The organism is Rhizobacter fulvus (genome assembly GCF_964020785.1).
The window spans coordinates 2,268,757-2,290,941 of the sequence record NZ_OZ224516.1; the positions used below are offsets into that span (position 1 = coordinate 2,268,757).

The following is a 22,185-nucleotide window of genomic DNA, read 5'->3' on the forward strand; positions in this document are numbered from 1 at the left end:
GGCTCAATCCTCCTGCAGCAGCGCGCTGCGCGTGGCGACGAATTGCCGGCAGGCGACGCCCTGCAGCGCGTGCTCGCCATCGCAAACGCGCTGCACGCCGCCGACGAACACGTCGCGAACCGCGCTGCGGCCACTGTTCGCGAACACGTGGCTGGCGAGAGCCTGCGCAGGCCCCAGGCCGCCCAGCGGGCCGCTGCCATCGAGCACGACGAAATCGGCCTGCTGGCCGACCGCCAGGCCGCGGACCGCGCGACCGCTGGCTTGTGCGCCGCCGGCGACGGCGCCGAGCCACAGGTGATCGGCGACCTGGCGCGGGGCCGCGTCGTCGGGCCGACCGTCACCGGCCAGAACGTTGCGGCGTTGCTGCGCGAGCCGCTGCGTGTACTCGAGCAGGCGCAGCTCTTCGGCGGCGTCGACGCTGATGTGGCTGTCCGAGCCGATGCCCCAGGCGCCGCCGGCGCCGAGGTAGGCGGCGGCCGGGAACACGCCGTCCCCCAGGTTCGCCTCGGTCGTCGGGCACAGCCCGGCAACGGCGCCACTCGCCGCCAGCGCGCTGCGTTCGGTGGCGTCGAGATGGGTCGCGTGAACGAGGCACCAGCGTTCATCGACCGATGCGTTCGCGTGCAACCATGCAATCGGGCGCTGCCCGCTCCAGGCCAGGCAATCGTCGACCTCCTGCTGCTGCTCGGCGATGTGGAGATGGATCGGCGCGCGCGGGTCGATCGACTGCAGGCCGGCGAGCAGCTCACGCAGTGCCTGCGGTCCGACCGCCCGCAGCGAGTGCGGCGCCACGCCGACGCGCGCCCCGTGCGCGCGGCCACGCTGCACGAGGTCGAGCAGCGCGTCGACGCTGTTCAGGTAGCGCCGCTGCTCGGGCCGGGGCGGCTGTCCGCCGAAGCCGGCGTCCTGGTACAGCACCGGCAGCAGCGTGATGCCGATACCGGCCCGCTGGGCGGCCGCCAGCAGCCGCATCGACATCTCGGCCGCGTCGGCGTAGCGCTGGCCGTCGGGTGCGTGGTGCAGGTAGTGGAATTCGCACACCGTGGTGTAGCCGGCGCGCAGCATCTCGATGTAGAGCTGGGTCGCGATGACCTCCAGCTGGTCGGGGCCGAGGTCGCGGGCGAAGCGGTACATCAGCGCGCGCCAGGTCCAGAAGCTGTCCTCGGCGCGGTCTGCGCTGCGGAATTCGGAGAGACCGGCGAACGCGCGCTGGAAGGCGTGCGAGTGCAGGTTGGGCATGCCGGGCAGGACCGGGCCGTTCGCGCGCGCGGTGTCGGGTGCCGGCGCGGCGCCCACGGTCACGCCGGTCAACATGCCCGCGGCGTCCCAGCACAGCAGCACGTCGCGCGCCCAGCCGCCGGGCAGCAACGCGTGTTCGGCGAGCAGCATGTTCTTCATGGAGATCGGTCGTCGAGGAGGCGAACCGCCAGCAGCGAGACGCCTTCGCCCCACCCCGCTGCCGGAGGGATGGCGAGCACGAGTCCCTGCATCGGCTCGAGCGTCACGCCATCGACGGTCCAGTTGCCGTCCACGCACATCACCATCGTCACGTCGGCGGGTGTCAGCAGACCCTGGCCGCGCTGCACGCTGACCTCGGCTCGCCACGCGCCGCGGCGCGTCATCACGTTGAAGTCGCGGCAGGGCCCATCGACGAGTGTCGCGTCGAGCGCCACGTCACCGCTGAAGCGGAACGGGTCGAGCGGCACGGTCAGCGCGTGATCGAGCGTGCCGTCCGGCGAGCGCAGCCGCATGCCGGCACCGCGCAGCAGCACAATGCAGCGATCGATCCCGGGGAAGGCCGAGAACGGCGCATCGCGCGCGACCTCCGCGACGCTGAGCCGCCAGTCGAAGTCGCCGGCGCTGACGCCGCCGAACGCGATCTCGCGCGTCACGCCGGCGCCGTTCTTCCACGGCTGCGGCGCGATCTCGCGCAGGTCGAAGCGCTGCGGCGCGGCGCTCACGTCGCGAGCATCGGCAGGTTCAGGTGCTGCTCGCTCGCGGTCCGGATCGCCAGTTCGTAACCGGCATCGGCATGGCGCATCACGCCCGAGCCGCTGTCGTTGACGAGGACGCGCGCCAGCCGTTTCGCCGCGGCCTCGGTGCCGTCGGCGACGATCACCATGCCGGCGTGCTGCGAGTAGCCCATGCCGACCCCGCCGCCGTGGTGGATCGAGACCCAGGTCGCGCCGCCGGCGCAGTTGAGCAGCGCGTTGAGCAGCGGCCAGTCGGAGACGGCGTCGGTGCCGTCGCGCATGCTTTCGGTCTCGCGGTTGGGGCTGGCGACCGATCCGGTGTCGAGGTGGTCGCGGCCGATCACGATCGGCGCCTTCAGTTCGCCGGTGCGCACCATCTCGTTGAACGCCAGCCCGGCCAGGTGCCGCTCGCCCAGCGCCAGCCAGCAGATCCGGGAGGGCAGCCCCTGGAACGCGATGCGCTGGCCCGCCATGTCGAGCCAGCGGTGCACGTGGGCGTTGTGCGGGAACAGCTCCTTGATCTTGCGATCGGTCTTGCGGATGTCCTCCGGGTCGCCCGAGAGCGCGACCCAGCGGAACGGCCCCTTGCCCTCGCAGAACAGCGGGCGAATGTAGGCGGGCACGAAGCCGGGGAAGTCGAATGCGTTCTTCACGCCTTCGTCGAACGCGACCTGGCGGATGTTGTTGCCGTAGTCGACGGTGGGCACGCCCATCGCCTGGAACTGCAGCATCGCCTTGACATGCTCGGCGCAGCTCTTTGCAGCCGCGGCCTTCAGCGTCGCGTGTTGCGAGGAGTCTGCCTGTGCCGCCTGCCAGTGCTCGACCGACCAGCCGGCCGGCAGGTAGCCGTGGATCAGGTCGTGGGCCGAGGTCTGGTCGGTTACCAGCGCCGGCCGGTTCGAGCCGCTGTTCTTGAAGTGCTCGGCCAGCGCCGGCACGATGCGCGCGGCGTTGCCGAGCAACGCGATCGACACCGCCTTCTTTTCGGCGGTGTATTTCGCGATGCGGGCCAGCGCGTCGTCGAGGTCGGTCGCCTGCTCGTCGACATAGCGGGTGCGCAGCCGGAAGTCGATGCTGGCCTGCTGGCACTCGATGTTCAGCGAAACCGCGCCGGCGAAGGTCGCGGCCAAAGGTTGGGCGCCGCCCATGCCGCCGAGGCCGGCGGTGAGAATCCATTTGCCGGCCAGGCTGCCGCCGTAGTGCTGGCGCGCGGCCTCGGCAAAGGTTTCGTAGGTGCCCTGCACGATGCCCTGGGTGCCGATGTAGATCCACGAGCCGGCCGTCATCTGGCCGTACATGAACAGGCCCTGGCGGTCGAGCTCGTGGAAGTGCTCCCACGTGGCCCACTTCGGCACCAGGTTCGAATTGGCCAGCAGCACGCGCGGCGCATCGGCATGGGTCTTGAACACGCCGACCGGCTTGCCGGACTGGATCAGCAGCGATTCGTCGTCTTCCAGCACGCGCAGGCAATCGAGGATCTTGTCGAAGCAGGCCCAGTCGCGTGCGGCGCGGCCGATGCCACCGTAGACGACCAGTTCTTCGGGGCGCTCCGCAACGTCCGGATCGAGGTTGTTCTGCAACATGCGGAACGCGGCCTCGGTCAACCACGACTTGCAATGGAGCGTGCTGCCGTGCGGGGCGCGCACGACGCGGCCAGGGGCGGAGCGTGCACCGCGCGCGGCGGCGTCGGCGAGCGTGTTCGGGTCGGTGGAGGAGTTCATCGCGCGTCTTTCCGTGCATGGAGGCAAAGTGGTCTAGACCACTTTGCGGAGCATGAGGGAAGATGCGCGCCGCGTCAACCGTTGGCGGTGTGCTGCGCTGCGGCTTCCAGCAACCGAGCGCGCAGCCACTGGTGCGCACTGGAGCGGTCGTTGCGCTGGTGCCAGACCATCGCCACGTGCAAGCCGGCCAGGTCAAACGGCAGCGGTCGGGTGACGACGTGTTCGTGGTAGCCCGTCGCCTCGACGAAGTAGGCCGGCAGCACGGTCAGCAGGTTGCTGTTGGCGACGACACGGCCCGCCGTGAAGTATTGGTTCACCGTCAGGACGATGCGGCGCTTGCGGTTCAGTGCCGCCAGCGCCTGGTCGGCCAGGCCGTGCGGGCGACCGGCGAAGTTGACCAGCAGGTGATCGGCCGCGCAGAAGGCGTCCAGTGTCAGCTCGCCGGCGGCGAGCGGATGGCCCTCGCGCATGACGCAGACGTACTCGCTGTCGTGCAGGTGCGCATGGTGGAGCGGCGCATCGCTGCCCTGGCTGGTCAGCGCGGCGATCGTTTCGGGGAAGTACCCGATCGCCAGGTCGGCATCGCCGCGCTCCAGCATCTCGCTCGGGTCGCGGGTGGCCAAGGGCAGCACCCGCACGTTGGCGAGTGCCTCGCTGGACTCGATCTGCGCCACGAGCGGCGGCATGAACAGCGCCGCGGTCGCGTCGGCCATCGCGATACGGAAGCTGGCGGCGTCGGACTGCGGGTTGAACTCGCCGGGCGCGAGCGCCGCGCGCAGGTGGCCCAGCGCCGTGCGGACTTCCGGCCAGAGGGCTTCGGCCCGCGGGGTCGGCTTCACGCCGGTCGCTGCACGTGTAAGCAAGTCCTCACCTACCGATTCCCTCAGGCGCTTCAAGGCATTGCTGACGGCGGGTTGCGTGATCGACAGGCACTCCGCGGCGCGGGTGAGGTTGCGCTCGGCCATCACGACGTCGAACACGCGGAGCAGGTTCAGGTCGAGGGTTCGGAAGTTCAGCGCGGTGGGCATTCGTCATACGCCGTCGTGATAACGGCGATTCATAAGATTGATTGGAGAATTATCCGGGTTAACCCTAGTATCTGCACATCGGGACCAGAACGGCCCCGGCAAAGAAGGGAAATTCGCATGAACACCGCTGTCACATCGCTGCCGATCACGTCCGCTGCCGCGGACACCGCATCGACCGGCGCCGGTCTGCGCCGTCAGTTCAAGCAGGCCGGTGCGGCCATCTGGCGCGCGCTGGAGGCGGCCGGTCGCGCCCGCGCCCAGCGCCACCTGCTCGCCTTTGCCGATCAGTGCGAGGCGCTCCAGCCTGAACTGGCCAAGGAACTCCGGGCCGCGTCCCGCCAGGGCCCGTTGGCCTGACGCGCCGCGCACCACCTCTCAAATCGAATACGTCAAGGAACACACCATGACCACCGCCACCCTGCACGCGAATGTGCAACGCAACCGCTTCGCCCATCACCTGCTCGCCGCGCTGACCAACCTGATCCCGGCCGCGCGCACCGCGGCGTCGACCGCTGCGGCCGGTGCCGCCGAATCGGCCTCGATCGAAGCCCAGAAGGTCCGCCAGCTCGCCTCGACCTACGCCAAGACCGATCCGGGCTTCGCCGCCGACCTGTACGCCGCCGCGGCACGCCATGAAGGCCTGTATGCGGACTGACGGCCACGACACGTCGCGGTTCGCACCGCGCAGCCGCCTCCCGGCGATCGACCACGAGGCGAACGGGCCGATCAGCGCGCTGGTGCGGCTGGCGGCTTGGTTCTCGAACTGGCGCACCGCGCCCGCACATTGAGAAAGGCCGGCAATCGCCGGCCTTTGCTTTGGTGAGGCGACGCGCCGTCAGGCGGCCAGGCGACGCTCCAGCGCGGCCTTCGCGGCGGTCAGCTCGGTCGGCAGGTGGTAGGCCAGTTGCTGGAACAGCTCGGCGTGCAGACCGAGTTCCGTCTTCCACGCCGCGTTGTCCAGGTGGGTCACCTGGTCGAACTGGGTCGGCGTGAAGTCGAGGCCGGTCCAGTCAAGATCGCCGTAGCGCGGCGTGACGCCGAAGGCGGTTTCCTCGCCCTTCGCGGTGCCGTCGGCACGCCCGATCATCCATTGCAGCACACGCATGTTTTCGCCGTAGCCGGGCCAGACGAACTTGCCGTCGGCGCCCTTGCGGAACCAGTTGACGCAATAGATCCTGGGCAGCTGGGCGCCGGACGCCTCGAGCTTGTGGCCGAGGTCGAGCCAGTGCTGGAAGTAATCGCTCATGTTGTAGCCCATGAACGGCAGCATCGCGAACGGGTCGCGGCGAACGACGCCTTGCGCACCGGCAGCGGCGGCGGTGGTCTCCGAGCCCATCGTCGCGGCCATGTACACGCCCTCGACCCAGTTGCGCGCCTCCGTGACGAGCGGCACGGTCGTCGAGCGCCGTCCGCCGAAGATGAACGCGTCGATCGGCACGCCGGCCGGGTTGTCCCATTCCGGGTCGAGCGCCGGGTTGTTGGTGGCGGGGACGGTAAAGCGGGCGTTCGGATGGGCGGCCTTGGCGCCGGTCTCCTTCGCGATCGCGGGCGTCCAGTCCTTGCCCTGCCAGTCGGTCAGGTGCGCCGGCGGGGTGTCGGTCATGCCTTCCCACCACACGTCACCGTCGTCGGTCAGCGCGACGTTCGTGAAGATCACGTCGCGCTTGAGGCTGGCCATGCAGTTGAAGTTGGTCTTGTCGTTGGTGCCCGGGGCCACGCCGAAGTAGCCGGCTTCCGGGTTGATCGCGTAGAGCTTGCCGTCGGCCGCCGGCTTGATCCAGGCGATGTCGTCGCCGATCGTCGTGACCTTCCAGTCGCCTAGCTGGGCCGGCGGGATCAGCATCGCGAAGTTGGTCTTGCCGCAGGCGCTCGGGAACGCCGCCGCGACGTGGTGCTTCTTGCCCGCGGGCGAGGTGACGCCGAGGATCAGCATGTGCTCGGCCAGCCAGCCCTGCTCGCGCCCCATGGTGGACGCGATCCGCAGCGCGAAGCACTTCTTGCCGAGCAGCGCGTTGCCGCCGTAGCCCGAGCCGTAGCTCCAGATTTCCTGCGTCTCGGGGTAGTGGACGATGTACTTGGTCGTGTTGCACGGCCAGGACACGTCCTTCTGGCCGGCGGCCAGCGGCGCACCGACGGTGTGCATGCACGGGACGAAATGGCCATCGGTGCCGAGCACGTCCAGCACCTTGGCGCCCATGCGCGTCATCAGCTTCATGTTGACGGCGACGTACGCGCTGTCCGACAGCTCGACGCCGATGTGCGCGATCGGCGAACCCAGCGGACCCATCGAGAACGGCACGACATACATCGTGCGGCCCTTCATGGCGCCGCGGAAGAGCGCGTTCGGGCCGGTCTGCAGCAGCTCACGCATCTCGCCGGGCGCCATCCAGTTGTTGGTGGGGCCGGCGTCCTCCTTCTTCTCGGAGCAGATGAAGGTGCGGTCTTCGACCCGGGCCACGTCGCTCGGGCTGCTGCAGGCGAGGTAGCTGTTCGGCCGGAGCTCGGGGTTGAGCTTCCTGAACGTGCCGGCGGCGACCAGCTGCGCACACAGGCGGTCGTATTCGGCGCTGCTGCCGTCGCACCAGTAAACGTCGGCGGCTTCGGTCAGCGCGGCCATTTCGGCCACCCATTCGATCAATTGGGCGTGGCGAACGCTCGAGGGCACGTTCAGGCGCACGCCTTCCATTGCGGGACGGTTCATCGTGGGTCCAGTCATCGGAGTCAAAAAAAGCGGGATTGGGCAAACCCGCTCGGCCCGTAGCAGGGGCCGGACCGGCTTGCCCAATGCCGCTGGGCGCAAGCCCCGCAACGGTGGTTACGGGCCGATTACGAGCGCCCGAATCGGTCGGACCGGCGCCGCTCTCTACAGTTCCTTTTGGGGATTGTCGTCCCAGTGTAATGGGCAGGTAACCACCATTTCCCGGGGGGTCATGCGCTTTCGGTATGACTTTATGCCGCCCCGAGGCCTGGCGATAATCGACGATGCCCTTGCGCCGCCGCCTGCTGTTGTCGTTGCCGTGGATCGCCGTCACGGCGCCCGGGGCGGCCCAGCCGCAACGGTCGAACGCCGACCCGTTCCGCCTGGGCGTGGACACGTCGCTGGTCGAGTCGGGCCTGGCGCCGGCACTGCTCCGCGCGTTCGGCATCGATACCGGAATCGCCGTGAAGGCGGTGGCCGGTCCGGCGCGGCCGTTGCTGGACGCGCTGGAGCGCGGCGAGCTGGATGCGGCGTTGACCAACGCCCCCGACGCCGAAGCGCGCCTCGTGCAGCAGGGCTTCGCGCACGACCGCCAGCCGGTCGCGACGGGGGCGTTCGTGCTGGTCGGCCCGCTGGTGCGCGGTAAGTCCAAGGAAAGGGAAAAAGATCCGGCCGGCATCGCCGGTGGGACCGACGCCGCCGCCGCGCTGGCGCAGGTGCAGCGCGCCGCGCTCGCCATGCCCGGTGCGGTGACCTTCCTGTCCGCGGGCGACGGTTCGGGCCTGCACCTGGCCGAACAGGCGCTCTGGCGCCTGGCCGGCATTGCGCCCGCGGCGCCCTGGTATGGGAGCGGCGACCCAGCTGCGCGCCTGATCGCGCAAGCACGCGCCCGCGGCGCCTACGCGCTCGTGGAACGCGGCGCCTGGGCCCCGCAGGGTGGCGCGCCGCTCGGCGTGCTGGTCGAAGGCGATCCGGTGCTGGCGGAGCCGGTGCACGTGATGCGTGCGTTCGCCAGCCGGCACCCCGCTGGCAAGCTGTTCGTCGCGTGGGTCGCCGGGCCACGAGGGCGACGCGTGGTCGCTGCCCACCACGGGAAGTACCGCTCGCCGTGACCCATCCTGCCTCGCGCTTCGGCCAGCTGCTGAGCCTGAACGTGTCCGCCGCGCGACCGATGCTGATCGACGACCGTGAGGTGATGACCGGGATCCTCAAGCGGAGCGTCGCCGGCCCGGTCGAGGTCGGGCCGCTCGGCCTCGCGGGCGACGAGCAGGCCGATCTGTCGGTGCACGGCGGGCCCGGCAAGGCGATTTACGCCTATCCGAGCGAGCACTACCCGTTCTGGCAGACGGTTCGGGCCCAGGCGCGCGCCGCGGCATGGGGTGAGACGCTGGTCCCCGGCGCGCTGGGCGAGAACCTGACGATCGCCGGGCTGCTCGAGGACCAGGTCTGGGTCGGCGACGTGCTGCGCTTCCCGGATTGCGAGCTGGCGGTCAGCGAGCCGCGCTTCCCCTGCTTCAAGTTCAATGCCGCGATGGGGTTCAAGCAGGCGTCGAAGTTGATGGTGCAGAACAGCTGGTGCGGCTTCTACCTCGACGTGCGCCGCCCCGGCACGCTGCGTGCGGGCGAGGCGTTCGAATGGGTTCCCGGGCCGCAGGAGGTCGGCATCGCGGAACTGTTCCGCGCGCGTGTGGCGCCGCACCGACGCTGAGGCACGCGCAGCGGGCGCCTGTTACAACCGCCGACCATTGGTGCTGCGCGGCTTTGCACTGCCTCGCTACATTGCGGGGCTGTGCGGCTGAAAGCTCTCGATCGAAGCCGCATCCGTTCGATCACCCACCAGGAAAGCACCCATGAGCATCATCAGTTTCATCAAGGAAGCCGGCGAAAAGCTGTTCGGTCACAAGCCCGCCGCTGCCGCCGAAGCGCCCGACGTCGATGCCGCCAACAAGACCGCGGCCGATGCGATCACCGCGTACATCAAGACGCAGAACCTGAAGGTCGAGGGCCTCGATGTGGCGTTCGACGGCGCGACCGGCACCGTCTCGGTGGCCGGCGAGGCCGCCGACCAGGCGACCCGCGAGAAGGTCGTGCTGTGCTGCGGCAACGTGTCGGGCGTCACCCAGGTCGACGATGCGATGACGACGGCCGAGCCGGCCGACGAATCCCGCTGGTACACGGTGGTGCGCGGCGACACACTGTCGGCGATCGCCAAGACCCAGTACGGCAATGCCAACGAGTACCCGAAGATTTTCGAGGCCAATAAGCCGATGCTGACCAGCCCGGACAAGATCTACCCGGGCCAGGTGTTGCGCATCCCCGCCTGATCGATCTCGCCTCGAGTGGACAACGGGCGGCCCGCGGGCCGCCCGTTTGCGTGGGACCGCGCGTCGATCAGGCCGGCGCCAGCTCCATCGGCGGATAGTCGGTATAGCCCTCGGCGCCGCCGCCATAGAAGGTCTGGCGGTTCGGCTGGGCGAGCGGCGCATCGCGCTTCAGGCGTTCGACCAGGTCCGGGTTGCTGATGAAGTGCTTGCCGAACGCGACCATGTCGGCCGCGCCGCTCGCCACGGCTTCGATCGCCATCTCGCGGGTGTAGCCGTTGTTGACGATCCAGGCGCCTTGCGGGTGACCCTGCTTGAAGCGCGCGCGCAGTGCCGCGAAGTCGAACGGCGCGACATCGCGCGGGCCGCCGGTCGCGCCCTCGACGACGTGGACGAAGGCGAGCTTCAGTGTCGCGAGCTTCTCGACGATGAGTTCGTAGGTCGCCTGCGGGTCGCTGTCCGGCCCGGCGTCGTTGGCCGGCGTGACCGGCGACAGGCGGATGCCGGTGCGGCCGGCGCCGATCTCGTCGACGATCGCGGTCATCACCTCGACGACCAGTCGGGCGCGGTTCTCGCGCGAGCCGCCATACACGTCGGTGCGGTCATTGATGCTGTCGCGCATGAACTGCTCGAGCAGGTAGCCGTTGGCACCGTGCACCTCGACGCCGTCGAAGCCGGCGTCGATCGCGTTGCGCGCGGCCTGGCGATAGTCGGCGATCAGGCGCGGAATCTCGTCGGTGCGCAGCGCACGCGGCTCGGACACGTCCTCGAAGCCCTGCGCGGTGAAGGTCTTGCCCTTTGCGCGGGTCGCGGTGCTGGACACCGGCTGCAGGCCCGGCGGCAGCAGCGACAGGTGCGAGATCCGCCCGACGTGCCACAACTGCACGACGATCTTGCCGCCTTTGGCGTGCACGGCGTCGGTGACCTTCTTCCAGCCGGCGATCTGCGCGGCGCTGTAGATCCCCGGCGTGTCGAGGTAGCCCTGGCCCTCGGCGCTGATCTGCGTGCCTTCGGTGACGATCAGGCCGGCCGTGGCGCGCTGCCCGTAGTAGCTCGCCATCAGCGGCGTCGGCACCTGATCGGGACCGGCGCGGTCGCGCGTCAGCGGGGCCATCACGATGCGGTTGGCGGCGGCGATGTCGCCGAAGTGGATGGTGTCGAACAGCGTGGTCATGCGGGCGGGCCGGGAAGTCAGTGGATGAAGCCATCGTACGGCTGCGCCGAATAACAGGCCGGCGCACGGCGCGCCGCGAAATCGGTTAAAGCGGACTGCCCGCGAGCGGCTACAGTGCCTGCCCGGCCCCGACCTCCAAACGCGACGACACTAGCGCCATGCTTGCCTACCGACACGCCTTCCACGCGGGCAACCATGCCGACGTGCTCAAGCACACCGTGCTGACGCTGGTGCTGCGCTACATGAACCAGAAGGGCAAGCCGTACCGCCTGGTCGACACCCACGCCGGTGCCGGCGGCTACTCGCTCGAGGGCCGCTTCGCGCAGAAGAAGGGCGAGTTCGAGCAGGGCATCCTGCGTCTTTGGGATCGCGACGACCTGCCGCCCGCGGTGGCCGACTACGTGCAGCTCGTGCGCCAGTTCAACCCGGACGGCATGCTCGAGCAATACCCCGGCTCGCCCGCCTTCGCGCAGATGCTGCTGCGGGCCCAGGACCAGCTGCGGATGTTCGAGCTGCACCCGACCGACCACCGCATCCTGCAGTCGTACATCGGGGAGGTGCCCGGCGCGACGGTCTACGACACCGACGGCTTCGAGGGCCTCAAAGGCCAGGTGCCCCCGTCGTCGCGGCGCGGCGTGGTGCTGATGGACCCGAGCTACGAGGGCCACAAGGACTACGGCAAGGTCATCAGTTCGCTGCGCGAAGCGCTGCTGCGCTTCGCCGAAGGTGTGTACCTGGTGTGGTACCCGCAGGTCAGCAAGCTCGAGGCCGCGCAGCTGCCCAAGCGGCTCGAGGCCCTCGCGCCCAAAGGTTGGCTGCACGCGCGGCTGACGGTGCAGCAGCCCGACCAGCAGGGCTTCGGCCTCGCCGGCAGCGGCATGTTCGTGATCAACCCGCCGTTCACGCTGCACGACGAGTTGCTGACCGTGCTGCCCTACCTGACTGACGTGCTCGGCCAGTACGACGGCGCCAACTACCTGCTCGAGCAGCGCGCGGCGTAACGCCTTGGCCCCCCAAGCGTAGGGGTGGCGGCCGATGAGCGTGGGATGGGCGTGTGCCCGTCGCGCGCCGACCATCTGAAGCCGCGGTCGCCACTCCGGCCGACCCGACTTCGAAGGAGCGTTGCCATGTCAGTCATTTCCCCAACCATTCGCCGCGGCGCGGTGGTGATCGCGCTGTGCGGCGCGGCGCTGCAGGCCGTGGCCGCACCCTACGTCGTGGCCGGCGCGAGCCAGACGATCACCTCCGACAGCGGGCAGTGGGCCTGGGACGGTTCCTACCTCACCGGCTTCCGCGCGGCTCTCGAGAACCCGATCTACTTCGGCCCTGCCGGCGTGGTCAACCGCAGCATCCAGACCACGACGCTGGGTTCGGTGACCGCGGGCACGCTGGCCGGCGTCAACATGTTCGTCGGCACCTGGATCTCGGATGCGCAGGCGGCGCCGATCTCGGCCGCCGTGACGAACTTCTTCCTCGGTGGCGGCGACCTGTTCCTGCTGCAGGACGACGCCGGGCACGACGGCCTCGGCGCCGCGCTCGGCATCAGCACCACCGCGAGCAGCGGCTCGGTGTCGAACGGCGGTGCACCGCTGTTCGACGGACCGTTCGGCGCCGCGCAGGACGTGAACCAGTATTACCTCACCGGCCAGCTCGATGGCGCGGCGATCACGGCGCACAACGGGCACGTCGGCGGTGTCAACGCCGATGGCCAGATCACCTCGGCCTACTGGAAGGCGGGCGAGTACGCCGCCGGTGCCGGCGCGCTGTTCATCATTGCCGACATCGACATGATCTCGACCACCACCGCGTGCGGCCTGCCGGTTTGCGGCGGCAACTACGCGCCGCTCAACGACAACGGCATCTACGCGCTGAACACGTTCTCGTTCCTGCAGAGCAACGGCGGCACGCCGCCGATCCCGGAACCCGAAACCTACGCGCTGATGCTCGCCGGCCTCGGCCTGATGGGTTGGACGGTGCGGCGCCGCCAGCGCTGAGCGACTTTCACGCGGGCCGCGGCGCGGCCCGTTTGAGGTCCCGGAAGGGACCGAACAGCCACGAGCGCATGCCGACGACCAGCGTGTAGTGGCCCTTCTGTTCGGCGGAGAGCTTCTGGTCGGCCAGGTGCTGCTGCGCGAAGTCCTGGCCGACGCGCTGCAGCCGCTCGACGAAGTTGACCGCCTGCGCGGTGCTGATGTGGCCGTGCACCAGCATCAGCGTCTCGCCCTCGCCGTCGAATCCGCCGCTGTAGTAGTCGTCGGCGACGTGCTCGCGGAAGTAGGCCATCGCCGGGCCGTGCGGGCGCCAGCGGAAGCCCTTGCCGACCTTGAGCCGGTAGCGGTTCAGCGGCCGAAGTTCGATGAAGCCGAGCTTGTCGAGCTGCAGCAGGTAGCGCACGCACTCGGCCTCGCTGATCGCGTAGGTGGCCACCATCTGCTCGAAGGTCCACTGGCTCACGCAGCACAGTGCCAGCAGCATCAGCTTGCGGTCGGCCACCACCGCGGTCTCCTGCTCCAGCGTCAGCTCGCGGCGCAGCGGTTGCGCGTCGGCGATCTTTCGCGCGAGCTCGGCGAAGTCCATCTTCAGCACCCGCAGCACCTCGTCGATGCGCGACAGCGGCATGTCGCCCTTCGCGAAGATGCGCTTGATGCTGGACTCGGCCATGCCGAGCTGATCGGCGAGGTCGGCGTAGGTGATGCCGGCGGCCTTGAGTTCGGCCTTCAGCGCGATGACCAGGTCGTGGGTGGTGCTCATGCGGTCCCCAAAAGTACCTTGAAACGATACCAGAGGGCTGCAACTCCGCGACCCTCCTTCGGGTGATTGATACCCGAGGGCGCGACGACGACCATTCGCTCCGTGTTCAACCCACCCCGAAAGCACCTCATGTCACGCACCTCGATCCGTCAAGACACCCGCGCCTGGAAACTTCAGGTCTGGGTCTCGTTCGGTGTGGCCGTTCTGCTCTGCGGTACCGGCCTGGCCTACCTGCCCGGCGCCGACCTGGACCGGGTGTTCATGGTGATGGGCTACATGTTCTGCCTGTCGACCGCGTTCGCGCTCGCCAAGTACGTGCGGGACAACGAGATCGCCCGCAACGACACGCCGATGTGGGGCCTGGTCGTCTGGGGCGGCTTCGCGCTGGCGATGGTCCTGACGGGCTGGGGGCTGTGGCGCATGGACGTGAACCCGACCTACAAGGCCTTCCTCGGCGTCAGCTGGCTGTTCCTGATCTCGACCGTGTTCACGCTGGCGAAGACGCTGCGCGATGCCCACGAAGCGCTGCGCGCCGAGCGCGACGTCGCCTGACCCCTGACTCGATCTGGAGACTCTTCATGAAATCGATTCGTCACTTTGCCCTCGCGGCCTTGCTGGCCGGGCTTGTCGCCGGCGCGCAGGCGCATTCGGAGGTGTCCGAGGCGAGCGCGCTCTCGGCGCTACCGATCGCGGTGTCGGTCGCCGCGCCCGTGGTGCTGCTGTCGGCCGGCGCGACGCTCAGCGTCGTCGCGGTCGAGTACTCCGCGGCCGGTGCGCTGTGCGTGCTGGAGCGCGCCTCGGACGGCGCCCGCACGACGCTGCGATTGAGCGGGCAGGCGGCGGCGGGCCTGTCGCTGGCGGCCGGCACCGTGGTCGTCGTCACGGCCGTCAGCACCGGCTGGGTGCTGTCGACCGCGAGCCGCGCGATCGCGTTCGTGCCGAACGAGATCGGCAACGCGCTGCTCTACAACGAACGGGTGACGCGGTGAACGCGGCCTCGCGTGCCGGCGCGGCTGCCACACTGCTCATGTTCGCCGCCACGCAGGCGCAGGCCGGCCGCAGCTGCGAGAACCGCCCGCCGACCGTGAGCGCGGTCGAGCGCTCGATGGCGCTGGCCGAGCACACCGCGCAACAGCTCGATCGCAGCGGCGCGCAGGTCGTGCTGCTGGCGCGCGCCGGACAGGACCTGAGCGAGTACCACCTGCGCTATTCGCACCTCGGCTTCGCGTACCGCGACGGCGAGCGCTGGCGCGTCGTCCACAAGCTGAACCAGTGCGGCACCGCCAACGGCTCGGTCTATCGGCAAGGTCTCGGCGAGTTCTTCCTGGACGACCTGTTCGATTACGAGGCGGCGATCGTCGTGCCGCAACTCGAGGTGCAGGCGAAGCTGTTGCCGGCGCTGAAGGACAACGCCCGGCTCGCGCAGCTCAACACACCGGCCTACAGCGTGGTCGCGTACCCGTGGGCGCAGCGCTACCAGCAGTCGAACCAGTGGGCGATCGAGACGCTGGCGATGACGCAGGAGCCGGGCGCCCGCACCCGCGAACGCGCGCAGGCTTGGCTGCAGCTGAAGGACTACCAGCCGACGACCTTGCACATCGGCGCGCTGAAGCGCCTCGGTGGTCGCCTGACCGCCGCCAACGTCGCGTTCGACGATCACCCGAACGAGAAGCGCTTCGCCGATCGCATCGACACCGTCACGGTCGACTCGGTGTTCAGCTGGATGAATCGCAGCGGCCTGGGCGGCCCGGTCCAGGTGATCCGGTAGATTCCGCCTGCGCTCAACAACACGACAGGGACCCGCATGACCCCGAACGAGCACGCCGCCGCGCATCCGAACCAGTTCGCGCTGCTGAAGCAGAAGCGCTTCGCACCGTTCTTCTGGACCCAGTTCCTCGGGGCCGGCAACGACAACCTGTTCAAGTTCGCATTCACGGTGATGATCACCTACCAGCTGCAGGTCAGCTGGCTGCCGGCGAGCATGGCCGGCCTCGTGATCGGCGCGCTGTTCATCCTGCCGTTCCTGCTGTTCTCGGCGACTGCCGGCCAGGCGACCGACAAGTACGACAAGACCGCGGTGATCCGCTTCGTCAAGAACCTCGAGATCGCGATCATGGCGCTCGCGGCGTTCGGCTTCTGGACCGGCAACGTGATCGTGCTGCTCGCCTGCGTGCTGCTGATGGGCCTGCACTCGACGATCTTCGGCCCGGTCAAGTTCGCCTACCTGCCGCAGCACCTGAACGAGCGCGAGCTGACCGGCGGCAACGGCATGGTCGAGATGGGCACCTTCGTCGCGATCCTGCTCGGGCAGGTGGCGGGTGGCCTGCTGGTGGCGATCCCCGAGGTTGGCCGCCACTACGTGGCGATCGGCTGCGTGGCGGTCGCGTTGCTCGGGCGCCTGACGGCGCAGGGCGTGCCGCCGTCGCCGAGCAGCGACCCGCAGCTGCGCATCAACTGGAACCCGGTCACCGAGACCTGGAGCAACCTGATGCTGGCGCGCGAGAACATCGTCGTGTTCCGCTCGCTGCTCGGGATCTCGTGGATGTGGTTCTTCGGCGCGGTGTTCCTGTCGCTGTTTCCGGCCTTCGCGAAGGACGTGCTGCATGGCGACGAGCGGGTCGCGTCGCTGCTGCTGGTGGTGTTCTCGATCGGCATCGGCACCGGCTCGCTGCTGTGCGAGATGCTCTCCAAGCGCCATGTCGAGATCGGTCTGGTGCCGATGGGCGCGATCGGCATGAGCGTGTTCGCGATCGACCTGTACTTCGCGGCGCGCGGCCTCGCGCCGTCGGCCGGCTACACGCTGGGCGGCTTTCTCGCGCAGCCGGCGCACTGGCGCGTGATGGCCGACCTGGCGCTGCTGTCGCTGTTCGCGGGGCTGTACAGCGTGCCGATGTATGCGCTGATCCAGCTGCGTTCGCAGCCCAGCCACCGCGCGCGCATCATCGCGGCGAACAACATCCTGAACGCGCTGTTCATGATCGTGAGTTCGCTGATCGTCGGCGCGCTGCTGGCCGCGCACTTCACGATCCCGCAAGTGTTCCTGATCACCGGCCTGCTGAACGCGGTGGTCGCGTTCTACATCTTCATGCTGGTGCCGGAGTACTTCCTGCGCTTCGTCGCGTTCATCGTCACGCGTGTGGTCTACCGCTTCAAGGTGCGCGGCGACGAGAACATCCCGGCCACCGGCGCGGCGATCCTGGTGTGCAACCACGTCGCGTTCGTCGACCCGGTGCTGCTGATGGCGGCGAGCCCGCGGCCGATCCGCTTCATCATGGACCACAAGATCTTCGCGATGCCGGTGCTCGGCTGGTTCTTCAAGCTCGCCAAGGCGATCCCGATCGCACCGCAGCGCGACGACCCGGTCGCCTACGAGCAGGCGTTCGCGAGGGCGCGCGAGGTGCTGAACGAAGGCGACCTGCTGTGCATCTTCCCCGAGGGCGCGCTGACCCGTGACGGCGAGCTCGGCGAGTTCAAAGGCGGCGTGATGAAGCTGCTCGAATCGAACCCGGTGCCGGTCGTGCCGCTGGCGCTGCAGAACCTGTGGGGCTCGTACTTCTCACGCAAGGACGGCTCGGCGATGAGCAAGCCGTTCCGGCGCGGCTGGTTCAGCCGGGTGGGTCTGGTCGCCGGCGATGCGGTGGCGCCGGCGGCCGTCACGCCGGCCGGGCTGCGTGAAAGGGTTTCGCACCTGCTGGCCTCCTGATCTGGCATCCTCTGCGGCTTTTGCCGCCCGGGGAGTCGAACAAGAATGGCCTTGCAGTTGAGCCGCGCCGCTGTCGCGCGCATCCTTCCGTTCGCGGCATTCATGCTGCTGCTGGCCGCGCGCGGCGCGGTGCCGGTCGACGGCTCGTGGGGCATCGACCCGCGCTGGATCTACGGCCTCACCGTGCTCGTGGTCGGCGGGCTGCTCGCGTACTTCTGGCGCGAATACGGTGAGCTGGTCGCGCAGACCTGGCCCAACTTGACCGAACTGGCGCTGGGGGTCGCAGCCGGGTTGGTCGTGTTCGGGCTGTGGATTCACCTCGACGCCCCGTGGATGACGATCGGCAGCCCCTCGGCGACCTTCCTGCCGATCGATGCCCAAGGCGCGTTGATCTGGCCGCTGGTGATCGTCCGCTGGATCGGTGCCGCGCTGATCGTTCCGTTGATGGAGGAGCTGTTCTGGCGCTCGTTCCTGATGCGCTGGATTCAGAGCCCGCAGTTCGAATCGGTCGTGCCGCAGCAGGTGGCGCTGAAGGCGATCGTGCTGTCGACGTTCGTGTTCGTGCTGGCGCACACGCTGTGGCTGGCGGCGATCGTCGCCGGTCTGGCGTACGCGCTGCTGTACGTGCGTACGGGCAAGCTGTGGGTGCCGGTCATCGCGCATGCCGTCACCAACGGCGCGCTCGGCATCTGGGTGCTGGCGACGCGGCAGTGGGCGTTCTGGTGAACGCGCGCTGAAGCTCACGCCGGCTTCGCGGCCGTGCGGCCGAGCCGCTCGTACTCGGAAATCACCTGTGCGCCGAGCAGCAGCAGGGTCGCCGCGATCTCCAGGCTGAGCAGCACGACGATCGCCGTCGTCATCGAGCCATAGACGACGCTGACCTGCGACAGCGTCGCGAAGTACCAGACGAGCACGTGGCGCGTGATCTCCCACAGCACCGCCGCCGTGACGCCGCCGATCAGCGCGTGGCTGACCCGCAGCCGCCCGACCGGCATCACGAGGTACACCGACGTCAGCACGAAGATCTCGCCGGCCACGCCGAGCAGGTACAGCAATGCGCCGGACACGCCGTGCAGCGACCAGGCGCGGCCGAACAGCTCGACGTTCGCCTGGCCGATCGCCTGCAAGCTGCCGGCCACGAGCGTGACCAGCAGGAGCCCGATGCCCAGCGACAGGATGTAGAGATACGGCAGGACCGCCGAGGCCAGGAAATGTCGGCGCCGCACGACCAGCCGGTGCAGGAAGATCACCGTCATCGCGCTCTCCAGCACCGTGAACGCCAGCGTGCTGAAGAAGATCATCGTGACGACCAGCACCCCGCCGATCAGCTCGCGGTGGGCGAGGAAGTTCGACAGTTCCGCGATCACCGCGCGCGATTGCCCGGGCACCAGCCATTCGAGGTACCGCGCGAGCGTCTGCAGCAGCGCCGCCTGGTCGACGAAGTGCGACAGCGCGATCACGGTGAGGATCAACAGCGGCACGATCGACAACAACGCGTAGTACGCGACCGCGCCGGCCAGCAGCAGGCCCTGGTTCTTGCGGAACGCCTTCAGCGTGTTCCACGCGAATGCGCCGGGGTGCTGCAAAACCGTCGTGAACTGGGGACCGAGGACGCGTTCGCGAAAGAGCGCGACGCGACCGCGCGGCGGCTTGCCCTCGGCCGCCAAGTGCGCCATGGCGCGCCTAGACCTGCGCGTCGTTCTCGGAGATCTCTCGAAGGGCTTCATCGGTGGGTGCGCTCTGGCGCGTGGCCAGGTCGCCCAGCGCGACGATACCGATGATCCTGCCGTTCGGGTCGACCACCGCGAGGCGGCGCACTTGCGCGTCGCCCATCAGCTTCATCGCGGTGTCGACGGTGTCGGTCGCGCTGCACGAATGTACTTCGTCGGTCATCACGTCCGAGACCAACGCGTCACCGGGCGCGAGACCGGCGGCGACACCGCGCACCGCGATGTCGCGGTCGGTCACCATGCCGACCAGCGTCTCGCCGTCGCAGACCGGAAGGACGCCCACGTCGAGGTCGCGCATCTGCTGTGCGGCGGTCTGCAGGTTGTCGGTCAACTGGATGGTCGTGACCTCGCGGGTCATGATGTCGTTGATGGTGGCCATGTCGGTGTCCCTGGGGATGCGGCGAACGGGGCGTTCGGCTGGTTCGATGAGACTAGGCGCCGCGTTGCGTGCGAGATATCGGGGGACGGGCGCCCGCCGCGTAAGAAATCTCCGACGAGGCCGCTTGCGTCGGGTCGGCGTGATCCTGCCGAAAGAGGTGCTGGCGCAGCTGAAGGTGGAGAAGGGCGACCTGATCTACCTGACCGACAGCGCCGAAGGCCTGCGCATCACGCCGCACGATCCGACCTTCGAGGCGCAGATGAAGGCGGCGCGCGCGATCATGCGCAAGCGCCGCAACGTGCTCCACGAGCTGGCGAAGTGAATCCGGCCAACGACCCGTGGATCTGGATCGATCCTTCGGTCATCCACGCGGTGCACGAGGAGCAACTCGCCGAGCACGGTGGCTCGACGGGGGGGAGTCGAGTGAACTGGAATTCGCGGAATGGGTGCGCGCCAACAGCGTGAAGGACTGAACCGCTACACCCCCCGCGCCCGGTCCTCCCGGAACCGCTTCGCGAACGCCGCGAACTCGCCCGCGTCGAGCGCCTCACGTACTTCGCGCATCAGGTTCACGTAGTAGTGCAGGTTGTGGATGCTCGCCAGCATCGGCCCGAGCATCTCGTTGCAGCGGTCGAGGTGGTGCAGGTAGGCGCGCGAGAAGTTCGCGCAGGTGTGGCACGTGCAGGTCATGTCCGGCGGCGACTCGTCCGTCTTGTGGCGCGCGTTGCGGATCTTCAGGTCGCCGAAGCGGGTGAACAGGTGGCCGTTGCGCGCATTGCGCGTCGGCATCACGCAGTCGAACATGTCGACGCCGCCTTCGACACCCTCGACCAGGTCCTCCGGCGTGCCCACGCCCATCAGGTAGCGCGGCTTGTGCGCCGGCAACCGGTGCGGCGTGTGCGCGACGATGCGCTGCATCAGCGGCTTGGGTTCGCCGACGCTGACGCCGCCGATGGCGTAGCCCGGCAGGTCGAGCTCGACCAGCTGGGCGAGCGACTCCTCGCGCAGGTTCTCGAACATCCCGCCCTGCACGATGCCGAACAGCGCGTTCGGGTTCTCGAGCCGCGCGTGCTCGGCCAGGCAGCGGGCCGCCCAGCGCAGGCTCAGTTCCATCGAGACGCGCGCCTCGCGCTCGGTCGTGAGGTGGCCCTTGGTCTCGTAGGGCGTGCACTCGTCGAACTGCATCACGATGTCGCTGTTCAGCACGCGCTGGATCTGCATGCTGATCTCTGGCGTCAGGAACAGCTTGTCGCCGTTGACCGGCGACGCGAACTTCACGCCCTCCTCGCTGATCTTGCGCATCTCGCCGAGCGACCAGACCTGGAAGCCGCCGCTGTCGGTCAGGATCGGTTTGCTCCACGCCTCGAAGCGATGCAGGCCGCCGAACTGCTTCAGCACGTCGAGCCCGGGCCGCAGCCACAGGTGGAAGGTGTTGCCGAGGATGATCTGCGCGCCCATCGCCTCGAGCGACGCCGGCATCACGCCCTTGACCGTGCCGTAGGTGCCCACCGGCATGAACACCGGCGTCTCGACGACACCGTGGTTGAGGGTCAGCCGGCCGCGGCGCGCGTGGCCCTCGGTCTTCAGCAGGTCAAAGGTCAGCATGGTCGATCCCGGGGTGGTGCGGCGTGCGTGCGATCAGCATCGCGTCGCCATAGCTGAAGAAGCGGTACTGCTCGCGGATCGCGTGGGCATACAGCGCACGGATGCGATCGAAGCCCGCGAACGCGCTGACCAGCATCATCAGCGTGCTCTTCGGCAGGTGGAAGTTGGTGATCAGCACGTCGACGACGCGGAACGCGAAGCCCGGCGTGATGAAGATGTCGGTGTCGCGCGCGCCGGCTTCGAGCACGCCGCAATGACCGGAAAAAGCGGCGGCGGATTCGAGCGCACGCAGCGTCGTCGTGCCGACCGCGACGATGCGCCCGCCCGCGGCGCGGGTGCGCGCGATCGCGTCGACGGTCGGCTGCGGCACGTCGAACCATTCGCTGTGCATCGTGTGCTCCGCGAGGTTCTCGGTGCGCACCGGCTGGAAGGTGCCGGCGCCGACATGCAGCGTGACGCCGGCGGTCGCGACGCCACGATGGGCGAGTTCGGCCAGCAGCGCTTCGTCGAAATGCAGCGCGGCGGTCGGCGCCGCCACCGCGCCCGGTTTGGTCGCGAACACGGTCTGGTAGCGGCGCTCGTCTTCCGCGGTGTCCGCGTGCGTGATGTAGGGCGGCAGCGGCACGTGGCCGTGGGCGGCCAGCAGTGCGAGCGGGTCGGCAGGGAAGCGCAGGTGGAACAGCGACTCGTGCGGCCCCGCGCGGCCCAGCACCTCGGCGTCGAACGCGTGCTGGCCGTCGGTGCCCGTGAAGCGCACCGTGCTGCCCGCCTTCGGCGACTTGCTCGCGCGCAGGTGCATCAGCACCTCATGGCCCGGCAGCACGCGCTCGACCAGGGCCTCGACCGCACCGCCGCTGGCCTTGAGGCCGAGCAGCCGCGCCTTGATCACGCGGGTGTCGTTGAAGACCAGCAGGTCGCCGGCGCGCAGCAGCGCCGGCAGCTCGCGGAACACGCGGTCGACCGGCGCGGCTCCGGTGCCGTCGAGCAGCCGCGAAGCGCTGCGCTCGGCGGCCGGTTGCTGGGCGATCAGTTCGGAGGGCAGAGCGAAATCGAAGTCGCTCAGCGAATAGGTAGGCGTCATGCGGTTGAGGGCTGGACCGGC

At 68.9% G+C, this 22,185-nt stretch carries 25 protein-coding genes; 14 read left to right on the plus strand and 11 right to left on the minus strand.

Annotation, left to right across the window (positions count from 1 at the left end; translation table 11 throughout):
- Positions 1–3: 3 nt before the first annotated feature.
- The 4 genes from ACWH49_RS10785 to ACWH49_RS10800 all read right to left on the minus strand — a co-directional run bounded on the left by ACWH49_RS10785 (position 4) and on the right by ACWH49_RS10800 (position 4,722).
- On the minus strand, positions 4–1,398 hold the full coding sequence (locus ACWH49_RS10785) for a formimidoylglutamate deiminase (protein WP_448171461.1): 1,395 nt from the start codon (positions 1,396–1,398) through the stop codon (positions 4–6).
- On the minus strand, positions 1,395–1,961 hold the full coding sequence (locus ACWH49_RS10790) for a HutD/Ves family protein (RefSeq protein WP_448171462.1): 567 nt from the start codon (positions 1,959–1,961) through the stop codon (positions 1,395–1,397). The genes ACWH49_RS10785 and ACWH49_RS10790 overlap by 4 nt, the downstream gene beginning before the upstream one ends.
- Entirely contained in the window at positions 1,958–3,694 is a 1,737-nt protein-coding gene (hutU, locus tag ACWH49_RS10795; protein ID WP_448171463.1) for a urocanate hydratase, read from the minus strand. The genes ACWH49_RS10790 and hutU overlap by 4 nt, the downstream gene beginning before the upstream one ends.
- 74 nt (positions 3,695–3,768) lie before the next feature.
- Positions 3,769–4,722, minus strand: coding sequence for a LysR family transcriptional regulator (locus ACWH49_RS10800; protein ID WP_448171464.1), 954 nt, complete (start codon positions 4,720–4,722; stop codon positions 3,769–3,771).
- Between the two features lie 117 nt (positions 4,723–4,839).
- On the opposite strand from ACWH49_RS10800, the gene ACWH49_RS10805 reads away from it, so the two are divergent.
- Genes ACWH49_RS10805 through ACWH49_RS10815 form a run of 3 tightly spaced genes read left to right on the plus strand, consistent with a single transcriptional unit; the run spans position 4,840 to position 5,510 of the window.
- Positions 4,840–5,079 (plus strand): hypothetical protein, encoded by a 240-nt coding sequence (locus ACWH49_RS10805; RefSeq protein WP_448171465.1) that lies wholly within the window; start codon positions 4,840–4,842, stop codon positions 5,077–5,079.
- Positions 5,080–5,125: 46 nt separating this feature from the next.
- Positions 5,126–5,377 carry a hypothetical protein gene (locus ACWH49_RS10810; RefSeq protein WP_448171466.1) on the plus strand — a complete coding sequence of 84 codons (252 nt, stop codon included), beginning with the start codon at positions 5,126–5,128 and terminating at the stop codon, positions 5,375–5,377.
- Positions 5,367–5,510, plus strand: coding sequence for a hypothetical protein (locus ACWH49_RS10815; protein WP_448171467.1), 144 nt, complete (start codon positions 5,367–5,369; stop codon positions 5,508–5,510). Before ACWH49_RS10810 ends, ACWH49_RS10815 begins: the two co-directional genes overlap by 11 nt.
- Before the next feature lie 47 nt (positions 5,511–5,557).
- On the opposite strand, the gene ACWH49_RS10820 is transcribed toward ACWH49_RS10815, so the two are convergent.
- Positions 5,558–7,423 carry a phosphoenolpyruvate carboxykinase (GTP) gene (locus tag ACWH49_RS10820; RefSeq protein ID WP_448171468.1) on the minus strand — a complete coding sequence of 622 codons (1,866 nt, stop codon included), beginning with the start codon at positions 7,421–7,423 and terminating at the stop codon, positions 5,558–5,560.
- A 281-nt stretch (positions 7,424–7,704) separates the two neighbouring features.
- Here ACWH49_RS10820 and ACWH49_RS10825 point away from each other — a divergent pair, with 281 nt between their 5' ends.
- From ACWH49_RS10825 to lysM, 3 genes are all read left to right on the plus strand, one after another.
- Positions 7,705–8,532: a substrate-binding domain-containing protein gene (locus ACWH49_RS10825; RefSeq protein ID WP_448171469.1), complete on the plus strand. Its 828-nt coding sequence runs from the start codon at positions 7,705–7,707 to the stop codon at positions 8,530–8,532.
- A 59-nt stretch (positions 8,533–8,591) separates the two neighbouring features.
- Positions 8,592–9,128 (plus strand): MOSC domain-containing protein, encoded by a 537-nt coding sequence (locus ACWH49_RS10830; protein ID WP_448174339.1) that lies wholly within the window; start codon positions 8,592–8,594, stop codon positions 9,126–9,128.
- 142 nt (positions 9,129–9,270) lie between these two features.
- Positions 9,271–9,744: a peptidoglycan-binding protein LysM gene (gene lysM / locus ACWH49_RS10835; RefSeq protein WP_056471538.1), complete on the plus strand. Its 474-nt coding sequence runs from the start codon at positions 9,271–9,273 to the stop codon at positions 9,742–9,744.
- Between the two features lie 67 nt (positions 9,745–9,811).
- Here lysM and ACWH49_RS10840 read toward each other — a convergent pair whose 3' ends face one another.
- A complete protein-coding gene (locus ACWH49_RS10840; protein WP_448171470.1) occupies positions 9,812–10,915 on the minus strand; it encodes an alkene reductase in 1,104 nt (367 codons plus the stop codon).
- A 158-nt stretch (positions 10,916–11,073) separates the two neighbouring features.
- On the opposite strand from ACWH49_RS10840, the gene ACWH49_RS10845 reads away from it, so the two are divergent.
- Together ACWH49_RS10845 and ACWH49_RS10850 are read left to right on the plus strand one after the other, a co-directional pair.
- Positions 11,074–11,916, plus strand: coding sequence for a 23S rRNA (adenine(2030)-N(6))-methyltransferase RlmJ (locus ACWH49_RS10845; RefSeq protein ID WP_448171471.1), 843 nt, complete (start codon positions 11,074–11,076; stop codon positions 11,914–11,916).
- A gap of 126 nt (positions 11,917–12,042) precedes the next feature.
- Complete coding sequence (locus ACWH49_RS10850; RefSeq protein ID WP_448171472.1) at positions 12,043–12,909, plus strand: PEP-CTERM sorting domain-containing protein; 867 nt, start codon at positions 12,043–12,045, stop codon at positions 12,907–12,909.
- Between the two features lie 7 nt (positions 12,910–12,916).
- Here ACWH49_RS10850 and ACWH49_RS10855 read toward each other — a convergent pair whose 3' ends face one another.
- Entirely contained in the window at positions 12,917–13,666 is a 750-nt protein-coding gene (locus ACWH49_RS10855; protein WP_448171473.1) for a helix-turn-helix domain-containing protein, read from the minus strand.
- Between the two features lie 129 nt (positions 13,667–13,795).
- Between ACWH49_RS10855 and ACWH49_RS10860 the strand changes: the two genes are divergently transcribed.
- From ACWH49_RS10860 to ACWH49_RS10880, 5 genes are read left to right on the plus strand one after another with little or no spacing between them, the layout of a single operon-like run.
- Complete coding sequence (locus tag ACWH49_RS10860) at positions 13,796–14,218, plus strand: YiaA/YiaB family inner membrane protein (RefSeq protein WP_448171474.1); 423 nt, start codon at positions 13,796–13,798, stop codon at positions 14,216–14,218.
- Positions 14,219–14,244: 26 nt separating this feature from the next.
- Positions 14,245–14,655: a hypothetical protein gene (locus tag ACWH49_RS10865; protein WP_448171475.1), complete on the plus strand. Its 411-nt coding sequence runs from the start codon at positions 14,245–14,247 to the stop codon at positions 14,653–14,655.
- Between the two features lie 38 nt (positions 14,656–14,693).
- The gene (locus ACWH49_RS10870; protein WP_448174340.1) at positions 14,694–15,434 is read left to right on the plus strand and encodes a DUF2145 domain-containing protein; all 741 of its coding nucleotides are present in this window, start codon (positions 14,694–14,696) and stop codon (positions 15,432–15,434) included.
- A 36-nt stretch (positions 15,435–15,470) separates the two neighbouring features.
- A complete protein-coding gene (locus tag ACWH49_RS10875; RefSeq protein ID WP_448171476.1) occupies positions 15,471–17,369 on the plus strand; it encodes an MFS transporter in 1,899 nt (632 codons plus the stop codon).
- A gap of 45 nt (positions 17,370–17,414) precedes the next feature.
- Entirely contained in the window at positions 17,415–18,095 is a 681-nt protein-coding gene (locus tag ACWH49_RS10880) for a CAAX prenyl protease-related protein (RefSeq protein ID WP_448171477.1), read from the plus strand.
- A gap of 14 nt (positions 18,096–18,109) precedes the next feature.
- Here the strand turns inward: ACWH49_RS10880 and ACWH49_RS10885 are convergent, their stop codons facing one another.
- Together ACWH49_RS10885 and ACWH49_RS10890 are read right to left on the minus strand one after the other, a co-directional pair.
- Entirely contained in the window at positions 18,110–19,045 is a 936-nt protein-coding gene (locus ACWH49_RS10885; protein WP_448171478.1) for a YihY/virulence factor BrkB family protein, read from the minus strand.
- A 7-nt stretch (positions 19,046–19,052) separates the two neighbouring features.
- Positions 19,053–19,478 carry a CBS domain-containing protein gene (locus ACWH49_RS10890; RefSeq protein WP_448171479.1) on the minus strand — a complete coding sequence of 142 codons (426 nt, stop codon included), beginning with the start codon at positions 19,476–19,478 and terminating at the stop codon, positions 19,053–19,055.
- 124 nt (positions 19,479–19,602) lie between these two features.
- On the opposite strand from ACWH49_RS10890, the gene ACWH49_RS10895 reads away from it, so the two are divergent.
- Positions 19,603–19,800, plus strand: a complete 198-nt coding sequence (locus ACWH49_RS10895) for an AbrB/MazE/SpoVT family DNA-binding domain-containing protein (RefSeq protein WP_448171480.1) — start codon at positions 19,603–19,605, stop codon at positions 19,798–19,800.
- A gap of 155 nt (positions 19,801–19,955) precedes the next feature.
- Here ACWH49_RS10895 and tgt read toward each other — a convergent pair whose 3' ends face one another.
- Both tgt and queA read right to left on the minus strand, forming a co-directional pair.
- Positions 19,956–21,083: a tRNA guanosine(34) transglycosylase Tgt gene (tgt, locus tag ACWH49_RS10900; protein ID WP_448171481.1), complete on the minus strand. Its 1,128-nt coding sequence runs from the start codon at positions 21,081–21,083 to the stop codon at positions 19,956–19,958.
- Positions 21,070–22,164, minus strand: a complete 1,095-nt coding sequence (gene queA, locus ACWH49_RS10905) for a tRNA preQ1(34) S-adenosylmethionine ribosyltransferase-isomerase QueA (RefSeq protein WP_448171482.1) — start codon at positions 22,162–22,164, stop codon at positions 21,070–21,072. Before queA ends, tgt begins: the two co-directional genes overlap by 14 nt.
- Positions 22,165–22,185 lie beyond the last annotated feature (21 nt).

What these genes read in the sequence shown, in the direction of transcription:
- ACWH49_RS10785 (WP_448171461.1), bottom strand. Translation starts at nt 1,398, where the DNA reads ATGAAGAACATGCTGCTCGCCGAACACGCGTTGCTGCCCGGCGGCTGG.
- hutU (WP_448171463.1), bottom strand. Translation starts at nt 3,694, where the DNA reads ATGAACTCCTCCACCGACCCGAACACGCTCGCCGACGCCGCCGCGCGC.
- ACWH49_RS10800 (WP_448171464.1), bottom strand. Translation starts at nt 4,722, where the DNA reads ATGCCCACCGCGCTGAACTTCCGAACCCTCGACCTGAACCTGCTCCGC.
- ACWH49_RS10805 (WP_448171465.1), top strand. Translation starts at nt 4,840, where the DNA reads ATGAACACCGCTGTCACATCGCTGCCGATCACGTCCGCTGCCGCGGAC.
- ACWH49_RS10810 (WP_448171466.1), top strand. Translation starts at nt 5,126, where the DNA reads ATGACCACCGCCACCCTGCACGCGAATGTGCAACGCAACCGCTTCGCC.
- ACWH49_RS10815 (WP_448171467.1), top strand. Translation starts at nt 5,367, where the DNA reads ATGCGGACTGACGGCCACGACACGTCGCGGTTCGCACCGCGCAGCCGC.
- ACWH49_RS10820 (WP_448171468.1), bottom strand. Translation starts at nt 7,423, where the DNA reads ATGAACCGTCCCGCAATGGAAGGCGTGCGCCTGAACGTGCCCTCGAGC.
- ACWH49_RS10825 (WP_448171469.1), top strand. Translation starts at nt 7,705, where the DNA reads ATGCCCTTGCGCCGCCGCCTGCTGTTGTCGTTGCCGTGGATCGCCGTC.
- ACWH49_RS10830 (WP_448174339.1), top strand. Translation starts at nt 8,592, where the DNA reads ATGCTGATCGACGACCGTGAGGTGATGACCGGGATCCTCAAGCGGAGC.
- lysM (WP_056471538.1), top strand. Translation starts at nt 9,271, where the DNA reads ATGAGCATCATCAGTTTCATCAAGGAAGCCGGCGAAAAGCTGTTCGGT.
- ACWH49_RS10840 (WP_448171470.1), bottom strand. Translation starts at nt 10,915, where the DNA reads ATGACCACGCTGTTCGACACCATCCACTTCGGCGACATCGCCGCCGCC.
- ACWH49_RS10845 (WP_448171471.1), top strand. Translation starts at nt 11,074, where the DNA reads ATGCTTGCCTACCGACACGCCTTCCACGCGGGCAACCATGCCGACGTG.
- ACWH49_RS10850 (WP_448171472.1), top strand. Translation starts at nt 12,043, where the DNA reads ATGTCAGTCATTTCCCCAACCATTCGCCGCGGCGCGGTGGTGATCGCG.
- ACWH49_RS10855 (WP_448171473.1), bottom strand. Translation starts at nt 13,666, where the DNA reads ATGAGCACCACCCACGACCTGGTCATCGCGCTGAAGGCCGAACTCAAG.
- ACWH49_RS10860 (WP_448171474.1), top strand. Translation starts at nt 13,796, where the DNA reads ATGTCACGCACCTCGATCCGTCAAGACACCCGCGCCTGGAAACTTCAG.
- ACWH49_RS10865 (WP_448171475.1), top strand. Translation starts at nt 14,245, where the DNA reads ATGAAATCGATTCGTCACTTTGCCCTCGCGGCCTTGCTGGCCGGGCTT.
- ACWH49_RS10870 (WP_448174340.1), top strand. Translation starts at nt 14,694, where the DNA reads ATGTTCGCCGCCACGCAGGCGCAGGCCGGCCGCAGCTGCGAGAACCGC.
- ACWH49_RS10875 (WP_448171476.1), top strand. Translation starts at nt 15,471, where the DNA reads ATGACCCCGAACGAGCACGCCGCCGCGCATCCGAACCAGTTCGCGCTG.
- ACWH49_RS10880 (WP_448171477.1), top strand. Translation starts at nt 17,415, where the DNA reads ATGGCCTTGCAGTTGAGCCGCGCCGCTGTCGCGCGCATCCTTCCGTTC.
- ACWH49_RS10885 (WP_448171478.1), bottom strand. Translation starts at nt 19,045, where the DNA reads ATGGCGCACTTGGCGGCCGAGGGCAAGCCGCCGCGCGGTCGCGTCGCG.
- ACWH49_RS10890 (WP_448171479.1), bottom strand. Translation starts at nt 19,478, where the DNA reads ATGGCCACCATCAACGACATCATGACCCGCGAGGTCACGACCATCCAG.
- tgt (WP_448171481.1), bottom strand. Translation starts at nt 21,083, where the DNA reads ATGCTGACCTTTGACCTGCTGAAGACCGAGGGCCACGCGCGCCGCGGC.
- queA (WP_448171482.1), bottom strand. Translation starts at nt 22,164, where the DNA reads ATGACGCCTACCTATTCGCTGAGCGACTTCGATTTCGCTCTGCCCTCC.